Origin of the sequence: Priestia aryabhattai (assembly GCF_023715685.1) — a bacterium.
Classification (GTDB): Bacteria; Bacillota; Bacilli; order Bacillales; family Bacillaceae_H; genus Priestia; species Priestia aryabhattai_B.
This window is the reverse complement of record NZ_JAMBOQ010000012.1, coordinates 17,629-37,557: the sequence shown is the minus strand read 5'-3', so window position 1 is coordinate 37,557 and position 19,929 is coordinate 17,629. Positions and strand designations below refer to the sequence as shown.

Genomic DNA, 19,929 nt, shown 5'->3' with positions numbered 1-19,929 from the left:
TTATTTTCCTCCTTCCTCAGTTTTCTTTTTAGTAGGAAGAACCTCTCCACGATAGATCCATACTTTCACACCAAGTTTACCATAAGTAGTATCTGCTTCAGCGTGAGCATAGTCAATATCAGCGCGAAGTGTATGAAGTGGAACTGTACCTTCACTGTAATATTCAGAACGAGCAATATCAGCTCCGCCTAAACGACCAGATACCATTGTTTTGATACCTTGTGCGCCAGCACGCATACTACGTTGGATAGCTTGCTTTTGAGCACGACGGAATGATACACGGTTCTCAAGTTGGCGAGCGATGTTTTCAGCTACTAGTTTAGCATCTAAATCTGCTCGTTTAATTTCAAGGATGTTAATGTGTACACGCTTGCCTGTTAATTGGTTAAGAGCTTTACGAAGTGATTCTACTTCAGTACCACCTTTACCAATTACCATACCAGGTTTTGCAGTGTGGATCGTTACGTTTAAGCGGTTAGCAGCGCGTTCGATTTCAACTTTAGAAACAGCTGCATCGTTTAAACGTTTAGCGATATATTCACGTACTTTTAAGTCTTCATGTAATAAGTCAGCGTAGTCTTTGCCAGCGAACCATCTTGATTCCCAATCACGGATGACACCGACGCGAAGACCGACCGGATTTACCTTTTGACCCATGAATTATCCCTCCTTCTTTTCTGATACCACGATTGTGATGTGGCTTGTGCGCTTGTTGATTTGGCTTGCACGTCCCATAGCGCGTGGACGGAAACGTTTTAAAGTTGGACCTTCGTTAACAAAAGCGTCAGTAATAACTAAATTGTTAGCGTCCATTTCATAATTGTGTTCTGCATTGGCAATAGCAGATTTTAATACTTTCTCAACGACTGGAGAAGCAGCCTTTGGCGTGTGAAGTAGCACTGCTAGCGCTTCACCCACTTGCTTACCTCGAATTAAATCTACAACTAAACGAACTTTACGAGGAGCAATACGTACTGTTCTCGCGACAGCTTTAGCTTGCATTTAAAAGCCTCCTCTCATATTAGCGTCTTGTTTTCTTATCATCACTTGCGTGACCTTTGTAAGTACGAGATGGTGCGAATTCACCAAGTTTGTGACCTACCATGTCTTCAGTAACATAAACTGGTACATGTTTACGACCGTCATATACAGCAATTGTATGACCAATGAACTGAGGGAAGATAGTTGAACGACGAGACCAAGTTTTTACTACCTGCTTGCTGTCAGTTTCGTTTAACTTCTCAATTTTGTTGATTAAATGGTCATCTACAAAAGGTCCTTTCTTTAAGCTGCGACCCATAAATGAACCTCCCTTCGTGATTGTCCTACGGTTCGTTTGAACCGTAGCTCAATCCCGTTATTTTTTACGACGACGAACGATAAATTTATCGGATTTGTTTTTCTTCTTACGAGTTTTGTAACCAAGTGTTGGTTTACCCCATGGACTCATTGGAGACTTACGTCCGATTGGAGCACGTCCTTCACCACCACCGTGTGGGTGATCGTTAGGGTTCATTACAGAACCACGTACAGTTGGACGGATACCTAACCAACGAGAACGACCGGCTTTACCGATGTTGATTAACTCGTGTTGTTCGTTACCAACTTGACCTACAGTTGCACGACAAGTCGCAAGAATCATGCGTACTTCACCAGAAGTTAAACGTACTAATACGTATTTACCTTCTTTACCAAGTACTTGAGCAGATGTACCTGCAGAACGAACTAATTGTCCACCTTTACCAGGTTTCAATTCGATGTTGTGTACTACTGTACCAACAGGAATGTTAGCTAAAGGAAGTGCGTTACCTACTTTAATGTCAGCTTCAGGACCTGACATAACTTCTAAACCTACTTTTAGGTTTTTAGGAGCAAGGATGTAACGTTTTTCACCATCAGCATAATGAATTAATGCGATGTTAGCTGAACGGTTTGGATCATATTCGATTGTAGCAACGCGTCCAGGTATTCCATCTTTATCGCGTTTAAAATCGATGATACGGTATTGACGCTTGTGCCCACCACCTTGGTGACGAACAGTCAATTTACCTTGGTTGTTACGACCACCTTTTCTCTTGACAGGTGCAAGTAACGATTTTTCTGGTTTGTCAGTAGTAATTTCAGCGAAATCAGAAACTGACATGCCACGACGACCATTTGAGGTTGGTTTATACTTTTTAATCGCCATCTCAATTTCCCTCCTTCTCTAGTAATCTTAAGCTTCGAAGAATTCGATTTCGTTGCTCTCTTGAGTTAGTGTTACTACCGCTTTACGACGACGGTTAGTAAGACCACTGTAGCGACCTACACGCTTGAATTTACCTTTGTAGTTCATGATGTTTACTTTTTCAACTTTTACGTCAAAGATTTTTTCGATAGCATCTTTAACCTCAGTTTTATTAGCTCTTACATCAACATCAAACGTATATTTTTTCTCAGCCATTAAGTCTGTTGAACGTTCTGTAATTACGGGGCGCTTAATAATATCACGAGGATCTTTCATTATGCAAGCACCTCCTCTACTTTTTCAACTGCGTCTTTAGTGATTACAAGCTTGTCATGGTTCATAACGTCTAATACGCTTAAACCGTTAGCTGCAACAACTGTTACACCAGGAATATTACGTGCTGAAAGTGCAACGTTTTCGTTAAGATCAGCAGTTACTACTAATGCTTTGCGTTCTACTGTTAGGTTTTTAAGAACTGCTACCATTTCTTTTGTTTTTGGAGCATCAAAAGAAAGAGCCTCAAGAACAACGATGCTGTTATCTTGAACTTTAGTTGATAATGCAGACTTAATTGCTAAACGACGAACTTTTTTAGGTAATTTGTAGCTATAGCTTCTTGGAACTGGACCAAATACTACGCCACCACCACGCCATTGTGGAGAACGGATAGATCCTTGACGAGCACGACCAGTACCTTTTTGACGCCATGGCTTACGGCCACCGCCTCTTACTTCAGAACGATTTTTAACTTTAGAAGTACCTTGACGTTGAGATGCGCGTTGCATTACGATCGCGTCGAAAAGTACTTTGTTGTTTGGTTCGATACCGAAAACGGCATCTTGAAGTTCGATTTCTCCAACGTTTTCACCGTTTTGGTTAAACAATGCTACTTTTGGCATTGGTTATTCCTCCTTTCTCGAAGAATTATTATTTAGATTTAACTGCAGATTTAACAGTAACTAGAGATTTTCTAGCTCCTGGCACGTTACCTTTTACTAATAAAAGATTGCGTTCTGCGTCAACTTTAACGATTGATAAGTTTTGCACAGTGATGCGCTCTCCACCCATGCGTCCTGGTAATAATTTACCTTTGAATACGCGGTTTGGAGCTACAGGACCCATTGAACCTGGGCGACGGTGGTAGCGAGAACCATGAGACATAGGTCCGCGAGATTGTCCGTGGCGTTTAATAGCACCTTGGAAACCTTTACCTTTTGAGATTCCTGTTACATCAATTACATCGCCTTCTGCGAAAATATCAACCTTGACTTCTTGACCAACTTCATATGCTGAAGCGTCCACACCGCGTAACTCACGGATGAAGCGCTTAGGAGCAGTATTAGCTTTAGTAGCATGTCCTTTTGCAGGTTTGTTAGATAGTTTTTCACGGATATCTTCGAAACCTAATTGGATTGCTTCGTAACCGTCTGTCTCAGCGTTTTTAACTTGAAGAACTACGTTAGCAGAAGCTTCAATTACTGTTACTGGGATCAAGTCACCATTTTCAGCAAATACTTGAGTCATACCGATCTTTCTTCCTAAGATTCCTTTGGCCATTAGTCACACCTCCTAAGTATCTTTTCATTCTTTATTTTAAATTAAAGTTTAATTTCGATATCTACACCAGATGGTAAGTCTAAACGCATTAATGAATCAACAGTTTGTGGTGTTGGATTCACGATATCAATTAAGCGTTTATGCGTGCGCATTTCGAACTGCTCACGAGAATCTTTATATTTGTGTACTGCACGTAGAATTGTATAAATTGATTTTTCAGTCGGTAATGGAATCGGACCAGATACAGCCGCACCAGAACGTTTTGCAGTTTCTACGATTTTCTCAGCAGATTGATCAAGAATTCTGTGATCATATGCTTTTAAACGAATGCGAATTTTTTCTTTTGCCATTATTTTCCCTCCTTTTTCGCCTATTTTACAATAGACATTCTCCGCGGAAATTTCCCCACACTCGCCATGGCAAAGCGGCCGGGTGTGTCGGCAACCTTCCGCATCATCGCAGTCAAAGACCAACATTTTTATTATACTAAAAATGGGTTCATATTGCAACAATAAAATTAAAAAACTTTTTATGTGTCGCACACTTTTTTCATTATATATAAAAGGAGATCATTTTGCAAGTGTAATAGTAAAAACTATCTTTACCTTTTATCGCCAAATGAAAAAGGAGTAGGTTACCCTACTCCTTTTACTGAAACGAGAAATTACTCGCTGATTTTAGCTACAACGCCAGCGCCTACTGTACGTCCACCTTCACGGATTGAGAATTTAGTACCTTCTTCAATCGCGATTGGAGCGATAAGTTCAACAGTCATTTCGATGTTGTCGCCAGGCATTACCATTTCTACGCCTTCAGGTAAGTTACAAATACCAGTTACATCAGTTGTACGGAAGTAGAACTGTGGACGGTAGTTTGTGAAGAATGGAGTGTGACGTCCACCTTCGTCTTTAGAAAGAACGTATACTTCAGCAGTAAATTTAGTATGTGGAGTGATTGAGCCTGGTTTAGCTAATACTTGTCCACGTTGGATTTCTTCACGTGCTACACCACGAAGTAAAGCACCGATGTTGTCGCCAGCTTCAGCATAATCAAGAAGCTTACGGAACATTTCTACACCTGTTACAGTAGTAGATTTTGGCTCTTCAGTTAAACCGATGATGTCGATAACGTCACCAACTTTAACTTGTCCACGCTCTACACGACCTGTAGCAACTGTACCACGACCAGTGATTGAGAATACGTCCTCAACTGGCATCATGAATGGTTTTTCAGTGTCACGTTCTGGAGTTGGGATGTACTCATCAACAGCGTCCATAAGCTCGATGATTTTAGCTTCCCAATCAGCGTCGCCTTCAAGAGCTTTAAGAGCAGAACCTTTGATTACTGGTACATCGTCACCAGGGAAGTCGTATTCAGAAAGAAGGTCACGTACTTCCATTTCTACTAATTCAAGTAGCTCTTCGTCGTCTACCATGTCACATTTGTTTAAGAATACAACTAGGTAAGGTACACCTACTTGACGAGAAAGAAGGATGTGCTCACGAGTTTGTGGCATTGGACCATCAGCAGCAGATACTACTAAGATACCGCCATCCATTTGAGCAGCACCAGTGATCATGTTTTTAACGTAGTCAGCATGTCCTGGGCAGTCAACGTGTGCATAGTGACGAGTGTCAGTTTCATACTCAACGTGTGCAGTTGAGATTGTGATTCCACGCTCGCGCTCTTCTGGAGCAGCGTCGATCATGTCGTAAGCCATTGCTGCACCTTTACCACTTTTCTTAGCAAGAACAGTAGTGATAGCAGCTGTTAAAGTTGTTTTACCATGGTCAACGTGACCAATTGTACCGATATTGGCATGTGTTTTTGAACGGTCGAATTTTTCCTTAGCCATTCGAAAATCCTCCTTAAAATTCATGTAGTTTATGTTTTATGAGGCCGTGAAAGGGAATGAGCTCCACTTTCACAGCGTACATAAGTAGTTATACTTTAATAAAGAGTGAAAATCAATTATTCACCTTTATTTTTTTTAATAATTTCTTCTGAAATTGATTTAGGAACTTCTTCGTAGTGATCGAAGTGCATAGAATATGTTCCGCGACCTTGAGTGTTTGAACGTAATGCAGTTGCATAACCAAACATTTCAGAAAGTGGAACGAATGCACGTACAACTTGAGCGTTACCGCGTGCTTCCATACCTTCTACACGTCCACGACGAGACGTAATGTCACCCATGATATCTCCTAAGTATTCGTCAGGGATAACAACTTCTACCTTCATCATTGGTTCAAGGATAGCTGGGTTACATTTTGATACTGCGTTTTTAAGAGCCATAGAAGCGGCAATTTTAAACGCCATCTCACTTGAGTCAACGTCATGGTAAGATCCATCAACTAAAGCAGCTTTGATATCGATTAATGGATAACCAGCAAGAACACCGTTTTGTAATGCATCTTCAAGACCAGCTTGAACTGCAGGGATGTATTCACGTGGAACTACACCACCAACGATTTTGTTCTCAAATTCAAAGCCTTTTCCTTCTTCGTTAGGTTCGAACTCAATCCAAACGTGACCGAATTGTCCACGACCACCAGATTGACGAGCGAACTTACCTTCAACTTTCGCACCAGCGCGGAAAGTTTCACGGTAAGCTACTTGAGGAGCACCAACGTTTGCTTCTACTTTGAATTCGCGACGCATACGGTCAACGATGATATCAAGGTGAAGCTCACCCATACCAGAGATGATGATTTGACCAGTCTCTGTATTAGTTTCCGCACGGAAAGTTGGATCTTCTTCTTGTAACTTTTGAAGAGCTGTAGTCATTTTATCTTGGTCAGCTTTTGATTTTGGCTCAACAGATAAAGAGATAACTGGCTCTGGGAATTCCATAGACTCAAGAATTACAAGACTCTTTTCGTCACATAGAGTATCACCAGTAGAAGTATCTTTTAATCCTACAGCTGCCGCGATATCTCCAGCGTATACTTCAGAAATCTCTTCACGAGAGTTAGCATGCATTTGTAGGATACGACCTACACGCTCACGCTTACCTTTTGTAGAGTTTTTGATGTATGAACCAGAGCTTAGTACACCAGAGTACACACGGAAGAACGTTAACTTACCAACATAAGGGTCCGTCATAACTTTGAACGCTAATGCTGAGAAAGGAGCGTTGTCGCTAGACTCACGCATAACTTCTTCTTCTGTGTCAGGTACGATACCTTGGATTGCTGGTACATCAACTGGAGATGGTAGGTAATCAATTACTGCATCTAGCATTAATTGTACACCTTTGTTTTTGAATGCTGAACCACAGATAACTGGGTAGAATTCAACGTCACAAGTACCTTTACGGATACCAGCTTTTAGTTCTTCAACTGTAAGCTCGCCTTCGTCTAAGTACTTCATCATTAATTCTTCGTCAAGTTCTGCAACAGCTTCTACTAAGCTTGCACGGTATTCTTCAGCTTGCTCTTTATATTCCTCAGGAATTTCACGAGCTTCTGAACGAGTACCTAAGTCATCTTCGTAGAAGTATGCTTTCATTTCCACTAGGTCAATGATTGCTTCGAACTCATCTTCAGCACCGATTGGCAACTGAATTGGGTGAGCATTTGCACCTAAACGATCGTGGATCGTTTTTACAGAGTACAAGAAGTCAGCACCAATTTTGTCCATTTTGTTAACGAATACGACACGGGGAACACCGTACGTAGTCGCTTGACGCCATACTGTTTCTGTTTGAGGCTCAACACCAGATTGAGCATCAAGAACTGCCACAGCGCCATCAAGTACACGTAATGAACGCTCAACTTCAACAGTGAAGTCTACGTGTCCAGGAGTATCGATGATGTTAACGCGGTGACCTTTCCAAGAAGCAGTTGTCGCAGCAGACGTGATAGTGATACCACGTTCTTGCTCTTGCTCCATCCAGTCCATTTGTGAAGCTCCTTCATGAGTTTCACCAATTTTATGGATACGGCCAGTATAATAAAGAACACGCTCAGTTGTTGTTGTTTTACCAGCATCAATGTGAGCCATGATCCCAATATTACGAGTGTTTTCTAAGGAGAACTCTCTTGCCATCTTAGGTATTTCTCCTTCCATATTGTAATTTGTTTTTTAATAAGTTTCGTTAAAAGATTACCAACGGTAATGAGCAAACGCTTTGTTAGCTTCTGCCATTTTGTGAGTATCTTCACGTTTCTTAACTGCAGCACCAGTGTTGTTAGCTGCATCAAGGATTTCGTTAGCTAAACGCTCTTCCATCGTTTTTTCTCCACGAAGACGAGCATAGTTTACTAACCAACGAAGACCTAAAGTAGTACGACGCTCTGGGCGTACTTCTACAGGAACTTGGTAGTTAGAACCCCCTACACGGCGTGCTCTAACTTCTAGTACAGGCATGATGTTTTTAAGAGCTTGGTCGAATACTTCCATAGCTTCTTTACCACTGCGCTCTTGTACTAAATCGAATGCTCTATAAAGAATAGCTTGTGACTTACCGCGCTTTCCATCAAGCATCATTTTGTTGATTAAGCGAGATACAAGCTTAGAATTGTAAATCGGATCTGGTAATACGTCTCTTTTTGCAACAGGTCCCTTACGTGGCATTCTACTTCCTCCTTTCACTTTTAAAAGTTTATCTATTAATTGTTAAGCTATTATTTTTTAGCTGCTTTTGGTCGCTTAGTACCATATTTAGAACGACCTTGCATACGGCCATCCACACCAGCAGTATCAAGTGCACCACGTACGATATGGTAACGTACCCCTGGTAAATCTTTTACACGTCCACCGCGGATAAGTACCACGCTGTGTTCTTGTAAGTTGTGACCAATACCTGGGATATAAGCTGTTACCTCGATACCGTTTGTTAAACGTACACGAGCATATTTACGAAGAGCCGAGTTCGGTTTCTTCGGTGTCATAGTACCCACACGTGTACATACACCACGTTTTTGTGGAGAAGATTGGTTAGTTTGAGCTTTTTTGAAGCTGTTGTAACCTCTGTTTAAAGCAGGTGAGTCAGATTTTTTACCTTTACTCACACGACCATTACGGATTAATTGGTTAATAGTAGGCATTTAAATTTTCCTCCTTTCGCCTTTTGTAAGACCACACATCCAGGTGGTTCATTTTTTAGCAAAAAACAAAGTCTTTGAAACTAAAAGTTCAAAAACGTGTTAACTAATAATTGCAACAGTTGCAGCGTTAACTTCTATCCTACAAGCTTGACCAAGCTTTCGCATAGAAGGGACATACGTATACGGAACGTTTTCTTGCTGTGCCGTTTTTGCCACAATGGATGTGACATAAAAATCAGCGTCTTCAGCAATGATGACTTCCTTTACTGTACCTTTTTTTAATGCTTTCACCGTCTGCTTTGTTCCTACAATAATATGATCAGCCTGTAATACTTTTTCATAAGACATTATCATATCCTCCAAAGTAACAGGTAGTTTATAGGAGCACCTTTGATATAGTATCATTCCCTAGAATGGATGTCAACTAACGTTTTGTAGTTTTTTAAAAAAACATCCATTCTAGAGTAATGATTTTATAATTAGTCGATTGTTACCGTTTCTTCAGCTTGGTTTTTGATCGGTTCAGCATTACGATATCTCGTCATACCTGTACCAGCCGGAACTAGCTTACCAATGATAACATTCTCTTTAAGCCCAAGCAACTCATCACGTTTTCCTTTGATTGCAGCATCCGTAAGAACACGAGTTGTTTCTTGGAATGATGCAGCAGATAAGAAGGAATCAGTTTCAAGAGATGCTTTTGTAATACCAAGTAATACAGGACGGCCTGTCGCTGGACGATTGCCTTCAAGTAATACTTTTTCATTTGCATCAGTGAATTGGTGAATATCAAGTAATGAACCTGGTAATACATCTGTATCTCCTGAATCCATTACGCGCACTTTACGAAGCATTTGGCGAACCATTACCTCTACGTGTTTATCTCCAATTTCTACCCCTTGCATACGGTATACTTTTTGCACCTCACGAAGCAAGTACTCTTGTACAGCTGTGATGTCTTTTACTTTTAGTAATTCTTTAGGGTCAATTGAACCTTCTGTTAATTCTTGACCACGTGCAATGCGCTGTCCTTCAATAACTTTCAGACGTGCACTGTACGGAGCTGTGTAAGAACGAGTTTCAATCTCTCCTTGAACAGTAATTTCATGTTGACGATCGCGTCCTTCAGAAATGCCGGCAATTGTACCTTCAATTTCAGAAATAACAGCTTGACCTTTAGGGTTACGCGCTTCGAAGATCTCTTGGATACGCGGTAAACCTTGAGTGATATCGTCTCCAGCAACCCCACCTGTATGGAATGTACGCATCGTTAACTGTGTACCTGGCTCACCGATAGATTGAGCAGCGATGATACCAACTGCTTCACCCACTTCAACTTCTGAACCAGTTGCAAGGTTACGACCGTAACATTTTTTACATACACCGTGGCGAGTGTTACAAGTGAATGCAGAACGAATCCATACTTCTTCAACACCAGCATCCACAATTGTTTCAGCTAGGTCTTCTGTAATTAGTTCGTTTTCTTTCACTAACACTTCGTTTGTTCCTGGGTGAAGTACTGTTTTTCTTGCATAACGTCCAATTAGACGCTCATCAAGTTTCTCAATTTCTTCTGTTCCTTCTTTGATTGCAACAGCCAGAATACCGCGATCTGTACCACAGTCGTCATCACGTACGATAACGTCTTGTGCCACATCAACCAGACGACGAGTAAGGTAACCAGAGTCAGCTGTTTTAAGAGCCGTATCGGCAAGACCTTTACGTGCACCATGGGTAGAGATAAAGTACTCTAATACTGTTAAACCTTCACGGAAACTAGATTTGATTGGTAACTCAATGATACGACCAGACGGGTTGGCCATTAGTCCACGCATACCTGCAAGCTGAGTGAAGTTAGATGCGTTACCACGGGCACCAGAGTCACTCATCATGAAGATTGGGTTTCGTTTGTCTAATGACGCCATTAATTTACCTTGGATAACGTCTTTCGCGCTACTCCATACAGAGATAACACGGTCATAACGCTCATCTTCAGTAATTAAACCGCGACGGAATTGTTTTAGTACGTTATCTACTTTAGCTTGCGCTTCTGTTAAGATAACTTCTTTTTCTCGTAAAACAACGATATCAGCTACACCAACTGTAATACCGGCTTTAGTAGAATATTTGAAACCTAGGTCTTTCATGCGGTCAAGCATTTTAGATGTCTCAGTAATTTTGAAACGTTTAAATACTTCAGCGATGATATTACCTAAGATTTTTTTCTTGAACGGTGCGATAGCCGGTTGATTCTTGATGAATTCCTTCACATCTGCACCTTTTTCAACAAAATACTTCTCAGGAGTTTTCACTTCTAAGTTTTCTCTTGTTGGTTCGTTAATGTACGGGAACGATTTTGGTAAAATTTCGTTGAAAACTAATTTACCAACCGTTGTAACAAGCAATTGTTGATTTTGTGCTTCTGTAAACGTTTCGTTGTTTAAAGAACCTGCATACACAGCTACACGTGTATGAAGATGCACATAACCGTTTTGATACGCTAATAGTGCTTCATTCGTATCTTTGAACACCATACCTTCCCCAACTGCATCTTCACGCTCAAGCGTTAAGTAGTAGTTACCTAATACCATATCCTGTGAGGGTGTAACAACTGGTTTACCATCTTTAGGGTTCAAGATATTTTGAGCAGCAAGCATTAAGATACGTGCTTCTGCTTGTGCTTCTGCAGATAATGGAACGTGAACCGCCATTTGGTCACCGTCAAAGTCAGCGTTATATGCTGTACATACAAGCGGGTGAAGACGGATAGCGCGACCTTCTACAAGCGTAGGTTCAAATGCTTGAATACCTAGTCTGTGTAGCGTTGGTGCACGGTTTAAAAGAACTGGATGCTCTTTAATAACCGATTCTAATACGTCCCATACTTCAGGTTGCACGCGTTCAATTTTACGTTTTGCACTCTTGATGTTATGAGCTAAACCGCGTTCAACAAGCTCTTTCATTACGAAAGGTTTGAAAAGCTCTAACGCCATTTCTTTTGGAAGACCACATTGATACATCTTTAAGTTCGGACCTACAACGATTACCGAACGGCCAGAGTAGTCAACACGTTTACCTAATAAGTTTTGACGGAAGCGACCTTGCTTACCTTTTAACATGTGAGAAAGAGATTTTAATGGACGGTTACCTGGTCCTGTTACCGGACGGCCACGACGACCATTATCGATTAATGCATCTACAGCTTCTTGAAGCATACGCTTTTCGTTTTGAACGATAATGCTAGGAGCTCCAAGATCTAATAAACGCTTTAAGCGGTTGTTACGGTTAATTACACGGCGATATAAATCATTTAAATCAGACGTAGCAAAACGTCCACCATCTAATTGAACCATTGGACGAAGTTCTGGCGGAATAACCGGTAGAACGTCTAAAATCATCCAAGAAGGTTCGTTACCAGAATGACGGAAAGCCTCTAGTACTTCTAAACGTTTAATAGCACGTGTACGACGTTGACCTTGAGCAGTTTTCAATTCTTCTTTCAAAGAATCTACTTCTTTATCAAGATCAATGTCATGCAATAATTTCTTAACAGCTTCAGCACCCATTGCTGCATGGAAAGTTTGTCCGTACTTCTCACGATACGCACGGTATTCTTTCTCTGATAAAAGCTGTTTCTTTTCAAGTGGTGTATCACCAGCATCTGTTACCACATAAGAAGCAAAATAAATGATTTCCTCTAGCGCACGAGGGGACATGTCTAAGACAAGTCCCATGCGGCTAGGAATACCTTTGAAGTACCAAATATGTGAAACAGGTGCAGCTAGTTCGATGTGACCCATGCGTTCACGACGAACTTTTGCGCGCGTAACTTCTACGCCACAACGATCACATACAACACCTTTATAACGAACGCGCTTATATTTTCCGCAGTGACATTCCCAGTCCTTTTGTGGACCAAAAATACGCTCACAGAATAAGCCATCTTTTTCAGGTTTTAACGTACGATAGTTGATCGTTTCAGGTTTTTTTACCTCACCGTACGACCAAGAACGAATTTTATCTGGCGAAGCTAGACCGATTTTCATATACTCAAAGTTATTTACATCTAGCAAGGAGCCTACCTCCCTTTTAATCTACAGGTTTTTTCCCTTAACGTTTATATGAAAGTAATTCCTTACTCTTTTGTGACAGGATCTTTTTGTCCTTCAGAAAGGCTTTCTTCGTTATCTGCAATAATTGATTCTGTTGGTTGCTCATGGTCCTCTTCTGAATCCATGATATCAATTTCTTGCTCGTCAGCAGAAAGCATCTTCACATCCATACCTAAACTTTGTAGTTCTTTAATTAATACTTTGAATGATTCAGGTATGCCAGGTTCTGGAATGTTTTCACCTTTAACAATTGCTTCGTATGTTTTCACACGACCTACTACATCATCTGATTTCACTGTTAAGATCTCTTGTAATGTGTAAGCAGCACCATATGCTTCAAGTGCCCATACCTCCATCTCACCAAAACGCTGTCCACCGAACTGCGCTTTACCACCAAGTGGTTGTTGTGTAACAAGTGAGTATGGTCCAGTAGAACGAGCGTGAAGTTTATCGTCTACCATGTGAGCAAGTTTGATCATGTACATGATCCCTACTGATACACGGTTATCGAATGGTTCACCTGTTCGACCATCATATAGAACTGTTTTAGCATCACGAGACATGCCAGCTTCTTCGATTGTTGCCCAAACATCTTCCTCACGCGCACCATCAAATACTGGAGATGCAACGTGAATGCCAAGCTTACGAGCAGCCATACCTAAATGAAGCTCTAGCACCTGACCGATGTTCATACGAGATGGTACCCCTAGTGGGTTTAACATGATGTCAATTGGCGTACCATCTGGTAGGTAAGGCATATCTTCTTCAGGTAAAATACGTGAAATTACACCTTTGTTACCGTGACGACCGGCCATTTTGTCACCTTCAGAAATTTTACGCTTCTGAACAATGTATACACGGACTAATTGGTTTACACCTGGTGGTAATTCGTCGCCATCTTCACGGTTGAAGACTTTAACATCAAGAATAATTCCACCGCCGCCGTGTGGTACACGAAGAGAAGTATCACGAACTTCACGCGCTTTCTCACCGAAAATAGCGTGTAGAAGACGTTCTTCAGCTGTTAGTTCTGTTACGCCTTTTGGCGTTACTTTACCAACTAAAAGATCTCCATCTTTTACTTCTGCACCAATGCGGATGATTCCACGCTCATCTAAGTTGCGAAGCGCATCTTCACCTACGTTTGGAATGTCACGCGTAATTTCTTCAGGTCCAAGTTTCGTATCACGAGACTCAGATTCATATTCTTCAATATGAACAGACGTATATACATCGTCTTTCACAAGGCGTTCACTCATGATGATGGCATCCTCATAGTTGTAACCATCCCATGTCATGAAACCAACCATTACGTTTCGTCCTAAAGCAAGCTCACCTTTTTCCATTGAAGGACCGTCGGCTAAGATCTCACCTTTTACTACTTCGTCGCCAACTGAAACAATTGGACGCTGGTTGTAACAAGTACCTTGGTTAGAACGAACGAATTTTAATAATTTGTATTGATCTAAGTTACCTTTAACTTTTTGTCCGTCTACTTCTTCATAGCGGCGAACAAAAATTTGTTTTGCTTCTACGCGCTCTACAACACCAGGGTATTTACAAATCACGGCTGCACCAGAGTCTTTACCAGATACGTATTCCATACCTGTACCTACGATTGGTGCTTCAGGATTTAATAAAGGTACTGCTTGACGTTGCATGTTCGCACCCATTAATGCACGGTTAGAGTCATCGTTCTCTAAGAATGGGATACATGCTGTAGCGGCAGATACAACTTGTTTTGGTGATACATCCATATAGTCTAAACGATCGCGGCGGATAACCGTGTTTTCTCCACGGAAACGTGCAACGACATTTTCATCTAAGAATGAACCATCATCACCTAGACGAGCGTTTGCTTGGGCTACAACATAGTTATCTTCTTCATCAGCTGTTAAGTAGTCAATTCGCTCTGTCACTTTACCTGTTTCAGGATCGATACGACGGTAAGGTGTTTCGATGAAACCGAATTTATTTACTTTTGCATAAGAAGATAGTGAGTTAATTAACCCGATATTCGGACCCTCTGGCGTTTCAATTGGACACATACGACCATAGTGAGAGTAGTGAACGTCACGCACTTCGAAACCAGCGCGCTCACGCGTTAAACCACCAGGTCCTAAAGCTGAAAGACGACGTTTGTGCGTCAATTCACCTAATGGATTCGTTTGATCCATGAACTGTGATAATTGAGAACTTCCAAAGAACTCTTTAATCGCCGCAATAACTGGACGAATATTAATTAATTGTTGAGGTGTGATTGTATTCGTGTCTTGAATTGACATTCTTTCACGAACAACACGTTCCATACGAGATAAACCGATACGGAATTGGTTTTGTAACAATTCACCTACAGAACGCAGACGACGGTTGCCTAAGTGGTCAATATCATCTGTGTCTCCTACTTGATGAAGCAAGTTAAAGAAGTAACTGATTGATGCTAAAATATCAGCAGGTGTGATATTTTTAACTTCTTCTGTTACATATGCGTTGCCTGATACAGTGATGATTTTTTCACCTTCTGGATCATTTGGCGCATAGATCTTAATAGATTGTAATGTAACATCGTCTTCTACTACTCCACCAACCGGACTATAAGTTTTGAAGTTTACTCCACCTTCAAGCATCGGAATCAAGCGATCTAGCAGACGGCGGTCAATCATTGCGCCTTTTTCTGCAATAATTTCACCTGTTTCAGGATCAACTAATGTTTCAGCTAGTTTTTGATTAAATAAGCGATGTTTGATATGAAGCTTTTTATTAATTTTATAGCGACCTACGTTCGCTAAGTCATATCGTTTTGGATCAAAGAAGCGAGATACTAATAGAGATTTCGCATTCTCAACTGTCGGTGGTTCACCAGGACGTAAACGCTCGTAGATTTCTAATAGCGCTTTTTCCGTTGTTTCCGTATTATCTTTTTCAAGCGTATTACGGATGTATTCATTATCACCGATTAAATCGATAATCTCTTGGTCAGAACCGAAACCTAGCGCGCGTAACAGCACTGTTACTGGCAGTTTACGAGTACGATCAATACGCACGTATACTACATCTTTTGCATCAGTTTCATATTCTAGCCATGCACCACGGTTAGGGATAACAGTTGCTGTATATCCTTTTTTACCGTTTTTATCAAGCTTTCCACTATAGTAAACACTTGGTGAACGAACCAACTGTGATACGATAACACGCTCAGCACCATTAATTACAAAGGTACCTGTTTCGGTCATCAATGGGAAGTCTCCCATGAACACATCTTGGTCTTTTACTTCACCTGTTTCTTTATTAATTAACCGCACCTTAACACGAAGAGGTGCTGCATAAGTTACATCACGTTCTTTAGACTCTCCTACTGAATACTTTGGCTCACCTAAGCTGTAATCAATAAATTCTAGTGATAAGTTACCTGTAAAATCATCAATTGGAGAAATATCTTGGAACATTTCTCGTAAACCTTCATCTAAAAACCATTGGTATGAAGCCGTTTGAATCTCGATTAAGTTCGGTAACTCTAAAACTTCACTAATACGAGCATAACTTCTGCGTTGGCGGTGGCGTCCATACTGAACTAGTTGACCTGTCAACTGATTCACCCCTCAAATCAAGCGTTATTATTCAAAATATATAATAAACCATATGTTTATTATTGAACAAAAGAAAAATGGTCTCTTTAAATAGAAAACCACAATTTCATAAAAACGTACTATTGATTTTATTAGTTTTTCCCATATAATTCAAAATTATACCTTTTATTTTATGTATAACCCGAGCTTATATGGAATATTTATATATTGGCATTTTATAATGCTAACATACTAAAAAATATTAGTCAACATTTTTTAGCACATATGATATAATACCCTTTTTTCTTTTCTACTACTTCTACTTCATTAAATAGAGATTCTAATTTCGCAAGAGCAGATGGTGCTCCTTGCTTTTTCTGAATCACAATCCAAAGTTCTCCTTGGTCAGCAAGGTGATCTAATGACTTTTCTAGAATTTCATGAACGACTTTTTTACCCGCACGGATCGGCGGATTACTAAGAATAGCTGCAAAATTCGTTTCCTTCACATTTTCATAGCAAGAGCTTTGATAGATTGAAACATTTGATACTGAATTAACTTCAGCATTTTTTTGAGCTAGTGCTAATGCACGTTCATTGACATCGACCATATGAACGTTTCTTTGGCTATCCTCTTTTGCAAGTGCCAACCCAATTGGGCCATATCCGCACCCAACGTCTAGAAGCGGGCCGGGACTCTCGGGCATTTGAAACGTTTCAATTAACAAGCGTGATCCAAAATCGATCTCTTTTTTTGAAAAAACACCGCGGTCACTCGTAAATGAAAAAGAGGTTCCTCTCAATTCAAATGAAAAGCGCTCTTCATTACTTGCAGACGATGGTGTATTAGAAAAATAATGTTCTGTCAAAATAGAACCTCCTAATCAATATGTTCTTCTTTACTATAAATGAAAAGGATGACAGAAGCAAAAAAGCTCGCTTGTACAAGCGAGCTTTTTTATATCAGTTGTTAAGCAATAATTACTTAACTTCTACAGAAGCGCCAACTTCTTCAAGTTTAGCTTTTGCTTCTTCAGCTTCTTCTTTAGAAATACCTTCTTTAAGAGCTTTTGGAGCGTTATCAACGATTTCTTTAGCTTCTTTTAAGCCAAGACCAGTGATTTCACGTACTACTTTGATAACTTTAATTTTTTGGCCGCCAGCACTTTCAAGTACTAGGTCAAATTCAGTTTTCTCAGCAGCAGCTTCACCAGCAGCACCGCCAGCTACAGCTACAGGAGCAGCAGCAGTTACGCCAAATTCTTCTTCGATTGCTTTTACTAAATCGTTAAGTTCTAAAACAGTCATATTTTTAACTGCTTCAATGATTTGTTCTTGAGTCATTGTTAATTTCCTCCTTGTGATTGTGTTATATATAACAGACTAGATTATGCACCTTGTTCTTCTTTTTGATCTGCCACAGCTTTTGTAGCAAGAGCAAGGTTGCGAATTGGAGCTTGAAGCACGCTAAGCAACATAGAAAGTAAGCCTTCGCGAGATGGTAGTTCTGCAAGTGCTTTAATTTCTTCAACAGATGCAACATTACCTTCAATTACACCAGCTTTGATTTCTAACGCTTCGTGTTCTTTAGCGAAGTTGTTTAGAATTTTAGCTGGAGCAACAACATCTTCTCCACCAAATGCGATCGCATTTGGACCTACTAACGCATCATTAAGATCTGTTAGTTCAAGTTTTTCTACAGCACGGCGAGTTAAAGTGTTTTTGTAAACTTTGAACTCAATGCCTGCTTCACGTAATTGCTTACGAAGTTCAGTAACTTCAGCAACATTCAAACCACGGTAGTCAACGACAACCATTGAGTTACTCGCTTGAAGTTTCTCAGCAATTTCGTCTACGACTTGTTTCTTTTGTTCAATTACGTTGCTCATCTTTACACCTCCTGTAGATTTCCTTCCGTACACTCAGACAAGGTGCAATAAAAAACCTCCATGACAATAAAGACATGGAGGTGTAGTAAGCGAACCATAACGTTTCACTAATTTATCTCACACACCTCGGTAGGAAATTAAGCTTTGCAGCACCTACTGTCTACGGTACAAATGTTATTCTTTTTAACAACATTATCTATTATAATCAGGGACTTTCAAAAAGTCAACACCGATTTATTTCCAAATTTATTAAGCAGAGAATGAAGCAGTATCAACTTTGATACCAGGGCCCATTGTTGAAGTAACAGCTACGTTCTTCATGTATGTGCCTTTTGCTGCTGCCGGCTTAGCTTTTACCATAGTTTCGAAGATTGTAGTGAAGTTTTCAACTAACTTGCTCTCTTCGAAAGATACTTTACCGATTGGTACGTGGATGTTACCAGCTTTATCAACGCGGTATTCTACTTTACCAGCTTTGATTTCGTTAACTGCTTTTTGAACATCAAATGTTACTGTACCAGTTTTAGGGTTTGGCATTAAACCTTTAGGTCCTAATACACGACCAAGTTTACCAACTTCACCCATCATGTCTGGAGTAGCTACGATTACATCGAACTCGAACCAACCTTGTTGGATTTTGTTGATGTAGTCAGCATCGCCAACGTAGTCAGCGCCTGCAGCTTCAGCTTCTTTAGCTTTTTCGCCTTTAGCGAATACTAATACACGTTGAGTTTTACCTGTACCGTTTGGTAGTACTACTGCACCACGAATTTGTTGGTCAGCTTTCTTAGGGTCAACTCCTAAACGGAATGCTACTTCTACAGTTGCATCAAATTTAGTTGTGTTTGTTTTCTTTACTAATTCAATCGCTTCTTGTACTGAATAAGTTTGTGTACGATCTACAAGCTTAGCAGCTTCAACGTACTTTTTACCTTTTTTAGCCATTTTTGTTTCCTCCTTATGTGGTTTTAACGGAATAACCTCCCACTAATAAAGGTTGCGAGCATAGGAAAACTTCCATTTCTCGCAACCTTCTAACACCCAATCAAATGGAATTAGTCTTCAACTACGATTCCCATACTGCGCGCTGTACCTTCTACCATGCGCATTGCAGATTCAACGCTAGCAGCGTTTAAGTCAGGCATTTTAGTTTCAGCAATCTCACGCACTTTGTCACGCTTGACTGTTGCAACTTTATTACGGTTTGGTTCACCAGAACCAGACTCAATACCAGCCGCTTTCTTAAGTAGTACAGCAGCAGGTGGAGTTTTCGTAATAAATGTAAATGAACGGTCTTCAAATACCGTGATTTCAACAGGAATGATAAGACCAGCTTGATCAGCTGTGCGAGCGTTAAACTCCTTACAGAAACCCATGATGTTAACACCGGCTTGACCTAATGCAGGACCAACTGGTGGCGCTGGATTTGCTTTACCTGCAGGAATTTGTAACTTAACAAGTTTAATTACTTTTTTAGCCACGAGACACACCTCCTTAAGTCCGTGATGTGGTAATAGGGCGATGCCC

20 protein-coding genes and 1 other annotated feature are annotated in these 19,929 nt (G+C 40.5%); all 20 genes read right to left on the bottom strand.

Going from position 1 to position 19,929, the window contains the following annotated elements:
• The 20 genes from rpsC to rplK all read right to left on the bottom strand — a co-directional run bounded on the left by rpsC (window position 1) and on the right by rplK (window position 19,883).
• Window positions 1-657, bottom strand: coding sequence for a 30S ribosomal protein S3 (gene rpsC, locus M3225_RS26385; RefSeq protein ID WP_013054933.1), 657 nt, complete (start codon window positions 655-657; stop codon window positions 1-3).
• Window positions 658-660: 3 nt separating this feature from the next.
• The gene (rplV, locus tag M3225_RS26380; RefSeq protein ID WP_013054932.1) at window positions 661-1,002 is read right to left on the bottom strand and encodes a 50S ribosomal protein L22; all 342 of its coding nucleotides are present in this window, start codon (window positions 1,000-1,002) and stop codon (window positions 661-663) included.
• Between the two features lie 19 nt (window positions 1,003-1,021).
• Window positions 1,022-1,300 carry a 30S ribosomal protein S19 gene (rpsS, locus tag M3225_RS26375; RefSeq protein WP_013054931.1) on the bottom strand — a complete coding sequence of 93 codons (279 nt, stop codon included), beginning with the start codon at window positions 1,298-1,300 and terminating at the stop codon, window positions 1,022-1,024.
• Window positions 1,301-1,357: 57 nt separating this feature from the next.
• The gene (rplB, locus tag M3225_RS26370) at window positions 1,358-2,188 is read right to left on the bottom strand and encodes a 50S ribosomal protein L2 (protein ID WP_013054930.1); all 831 of its coding nucleotides are present in this window, start codon (window positions 2,186-2,188) and stop codon (window positions 1,358-1,360) included.
• 27 nt (window positions 2,189-2,215) lie between these two features.
• On the bottom strand, window positions 2,216-2,503 hold the full coding sequence (gene rplW / locus M3225_RS26365) for a 50S ribosomal protein L23 (protein WP_013054929.1): 288 nt from the start codon (window positions 2,501-2,503) through the stop codon (window positions 2,216-2,218).
• Window positions 2,503-3,126: a 50S ribosomal protein L4 gene (rplD, locus tag M3225_RS26360; protein ID WP_013054928.1), complete on the bottom strand. Its 624-nt coding sequence runs from the start codon at window positions 3,124-3,126 to the stop codon at window positions 2,503-2,505. Before rplD ends, rplW begins: the two co-directional genes overlap by 1 nt.
• A 28-nt stretch (window positions 3,127-3,154) precedes the next feature.
• Window positions 3,155-3,784, bottom strand: coding sequence for a 50S ribosomal protein L3 (gene rplC / locus M3225_RS26355; protein ID WP_013054927.1), 630 nt, complete (start codon window positions 3,782-3,784; stop codon window positions 3,155-3,157).
• 41 nt (window positions 3,785-3,825) lie between these two features.
• Window positions 3,826-4,134 carry a 30S ribosomal protein S10 gene (gene rpsJ / locus M3225_RS26350; RefSeq protein ID WP_013054926.1) on the bottom strand — a complete coding sequence of 103 codons (309 nt, stop codon included), beginning with the start codon at window positions 4,132-4,134 and terminating at the stop codon, window positions 3,826-3,828.
• 314 nt (window positions 4,135-4,448) lie between these two features.
• The gene (tuf, locus tag M3225_RS26345; RefSeq protein WP_013054925.1) at window positions 4,449-5,639 is read right to left on the bottom strand and encodes an elongation factor Tu; all 1,191 of its coding nucleotides are present in this window, start codon (window positions 5,637-5,639) and stop codon (window positions 4,449-4,451) included.
• Window positions 5,640-5,755: 116 nt separating this feature from the next.
• Window positions 5,756-7,834 carry an elongation factor G gene (gene fusA, locus M3225_RS26340; RefSeq protein ID WP_251399906.1) on the bottom strand — a complete coding sequence of 693 codons (2,079 nt, stop codon included), beginning with the start codon at window positions 7,832-7,834 and terminating at the stop codon, window positions 5,756-5,758.
• Between the two features lie 57 nt (window positions 7,835-7,891).
• Window positions 7,892-8,362 carry a 30S ribosomal protein S7 gene (rpsG, locus tag M3225_RS26335; protein WP_013054923.1) on the bottom strand — a complete coding sequence of 157 codons (471 nt, stop codon included), beginning with the start codon at window positions 8,360-8,362 and terminating at the stop codon, window positions 7,892-7,894.
• A 50-nt stretch (window positions 8,363-8,412) separates the two neighbouring features.
• The gene (gene rpsL / locus M3225_RS26330) at window positions 8,413-8,835 is read right to left on the bottom strand and encodes a 30S ribosomal protein S12 (protein WP_013054922.1); all 423 of its coding nucleotides are present in this window, start codon (window positions 8,833-8,835) and stop codon (window positions 8,413-8,415) included.
• A gap of 99 nt (window positions 8,836-8,934) precedes the next feature.
• Window positions 8,935-9,183: a 50S ribosomal protein L7ae-like protein gene (locus tag M3225_RS26325; RefSeq protein WP_013054921.1), complete on the bottom strand. Its 249-nt coding sequence runs from the start codon at window positions 9,181-9,183 to the stop codon at window positions 8,935-8,937.
• A 131-nt stretch (window positions 9,184-9,314) separates the two neighbouring features.
• Window positions 9,315-12,908, bottom strand: coding sequence for a DNA-directed RNA polymerase subunit beta' (gene rpoC, locus M3225_RS26320; protein WP_251399890.1), 3,594 nt, complete (start codon window positions 12,906-12,908; stop codon window positions 9,315-9,317).
• Window positions 12,909-12,970: 62 nt separating this feature from the next.
• Window positions 12,971-16,534 carry a DNA-directed RNA polymerase subunit beta gene (gene rpoB, locus M3225_RS26315; RefSeq protein ID WP_013081368.1) on the bottom strand — a complete coding sequence of 1,188 codons (3,564 nt, stop codon included), beginning with the start codon at window positions 16,532-16,534 and terminating at the stop codon, window positions 12,971-12,973.
• A gap of 245 nt (window positions 16,535-16,779) precedes the next feature.
• Window positions 16,780-17,382, bottom strand: a complete 603-nt coding sequence (locus tag M3225_RS26310; RefSeq protein WP_013081367.1) for a class I SAM-dependent methyltransferase — start codon at window positions 17,380-17,382, stop codon at window positions 16,780-16,782.
• 112 nt (window positions 17,383-17,494) lie between these two features.
• Complete coding sequence (gene rplL, locus M3225_RS26305; protein WP_013054917.1) at window positions 17,495-17,857, bottom strand: 50S ribosomal protein L7/L12; 363 nt, start codon at window positions 17,855-17,857, stop codon at window positions 17,495-17,497.
• Window positions 17,858-17,901: 44 nt separating this feature from the next.
• Window positions 17,902-18,402 (bottom strand): 50S ribosomal protein L10, encoded by a 501-nt coding sequence (gene rplJ, locus M3225_RS26300; protein ID WP_251399874.1) that lies wholly within the window; start codon window positions 18,400-18,402, stop codon window positions 17,902-17,904.
• Window positions 18,403-18,442: 40 nt separating this feature from the next.
• Window positions 18,443-18,586: a sequence feature (ribosomal protein L10 leader region), on the bottom strand.
• A gap of 65 nt (window positions 18,587-18,651) precedes the next feature.
• The gene (rplA, locus tag M3225_RS26295) at window positions 18,652-19,347 is read right to left on the bottom strand and encodes a 50S ribosomal protein L1 (protein ID WP_013054915.1); all 696 of its coding nucleotides are present in this window, start codon (window positions 19,345-19,347) and stop codon (window positions 18,652-18,654) included.
• Between the two features lie 110 nt (window positions 19,348-19,457).
• Window positions 19,458-19,883, bottom strand: a complete 426-nt coding sequence (rplK, locus tag M3225_RS26290) for a 50S ribosomal protein L11 (protein ID WP_013054914.1) — start codon at window positions 19,881-19,883, stop codon at window positions 19,458-19,460.
• Window positions 19,884-19,929: the final 46 nt, after the last annotated feature.

Bases quoted from the DNA above. Each gene is read 5' to 3' on its own strand.
- rplL (WP_013054917.1), bottom strand. From the start codon at position 17,857: ATGACTCAAGAACAAATCATTGAAGCAGTTAAAAATATGACTGTTTTA.
- rplJ (WP_251399874.1), bottom strand. From the start codon at position 18,402: ATGAGCAACGTAATTGAACAAAAGAAACAAGTCGTAGACGAAATTGCT.
- tuf (WP_013054925.1), bottom strand. From the start codon at position 5,639: ATGGCTAAGGAAAAATTCGACCGTTCAAAAACACATGCCAATATCGGT.
- rplV (WP_013054932.1), bottom strand. From the start codon at position 1,002: ATGCAAGCTAAAGCTGTCGCGAGAACAGTACGTATTGCTCCTCGTAAA.
- rpsG (WP_013054923.1), bottom strand. From the start codon at position 8,362: ATGCCACGTAAGGGACCTGTTGCAAAAAGAGACGTATTACCAGATCCG.
- rplC (WP_013054927.1), bottom strand. From the start codon at position 3,784: ATGGCCAAAGGAATCTTAGGAAGAAAGATCGGTATGACTCAAGTATTT.
- rpsL (WP_013054922.1), bottom strand. From the start codon at position 8,835: ATGCCTACTATTAACCAATTAATCCGTAATGGTCGTGTGAGTAAAGGT.
- rplA (WP_013054915.1), bottom strand. From the start codon at position 19,347: ATGGCTAAAAAAGGTAAAAAGTACGTTGAAGCTGCTAAGCTTGTAGAT.
- rplD (WP_013054928.1), bottom strand. From the start codon at position 3,126: ATGCCAAAAGTAGCATTGTTTAACCAAAACGGTGAAAACGTTGGAGAA.
- rplW (WP_013054929.1), bottom strand. From the start codon at position 2,503: ATGAAAGATCCTCGTGATATTATTAAGCGCCCCGTAATTACAGAACGT.
- M3225_RS26325 (WP_013054921.1), bottom strand. From the start codon at position 9,183: ATGTCTTATGAAAAAGTATTACAGGCTGATCATATTATTGTAGGAACA.
- fusA (WP_251399906.1), bottom strand. From the start codon at position 7,834: ATGGCAAGAGAGTTCTCCTTAGAAAACACTCGTAATATTGGGATCATG.
- rplB (WP_013054930.1), bottom strand. From the start codon at position 2,188: ATGGCGATTAAAAAGTATAAACCAACCTCAAATGGTCGTCGTGGCATG.
- rpsC (WP_013054933.1), bottom strand. From the start codon at position 657: ATGGGTCAAAAGGTAAATCCGGTCGGTCTTCGCGTCGGTGTCATCCGT.
- rpsJ (WP_013054926.1), bottom strand. From the start codon at position 4,134: ATGGCAAAAGAAAAAATTCGCATTCGTTTAAAAGCATATGATCACAGA.
- rpsS (WP_013054931.1), bottom strand. From the start codon at position 1,300: ATGGGTCGCAGCTTAAAGAAAGGACCTTTTGTAGATGACCATTTAATC.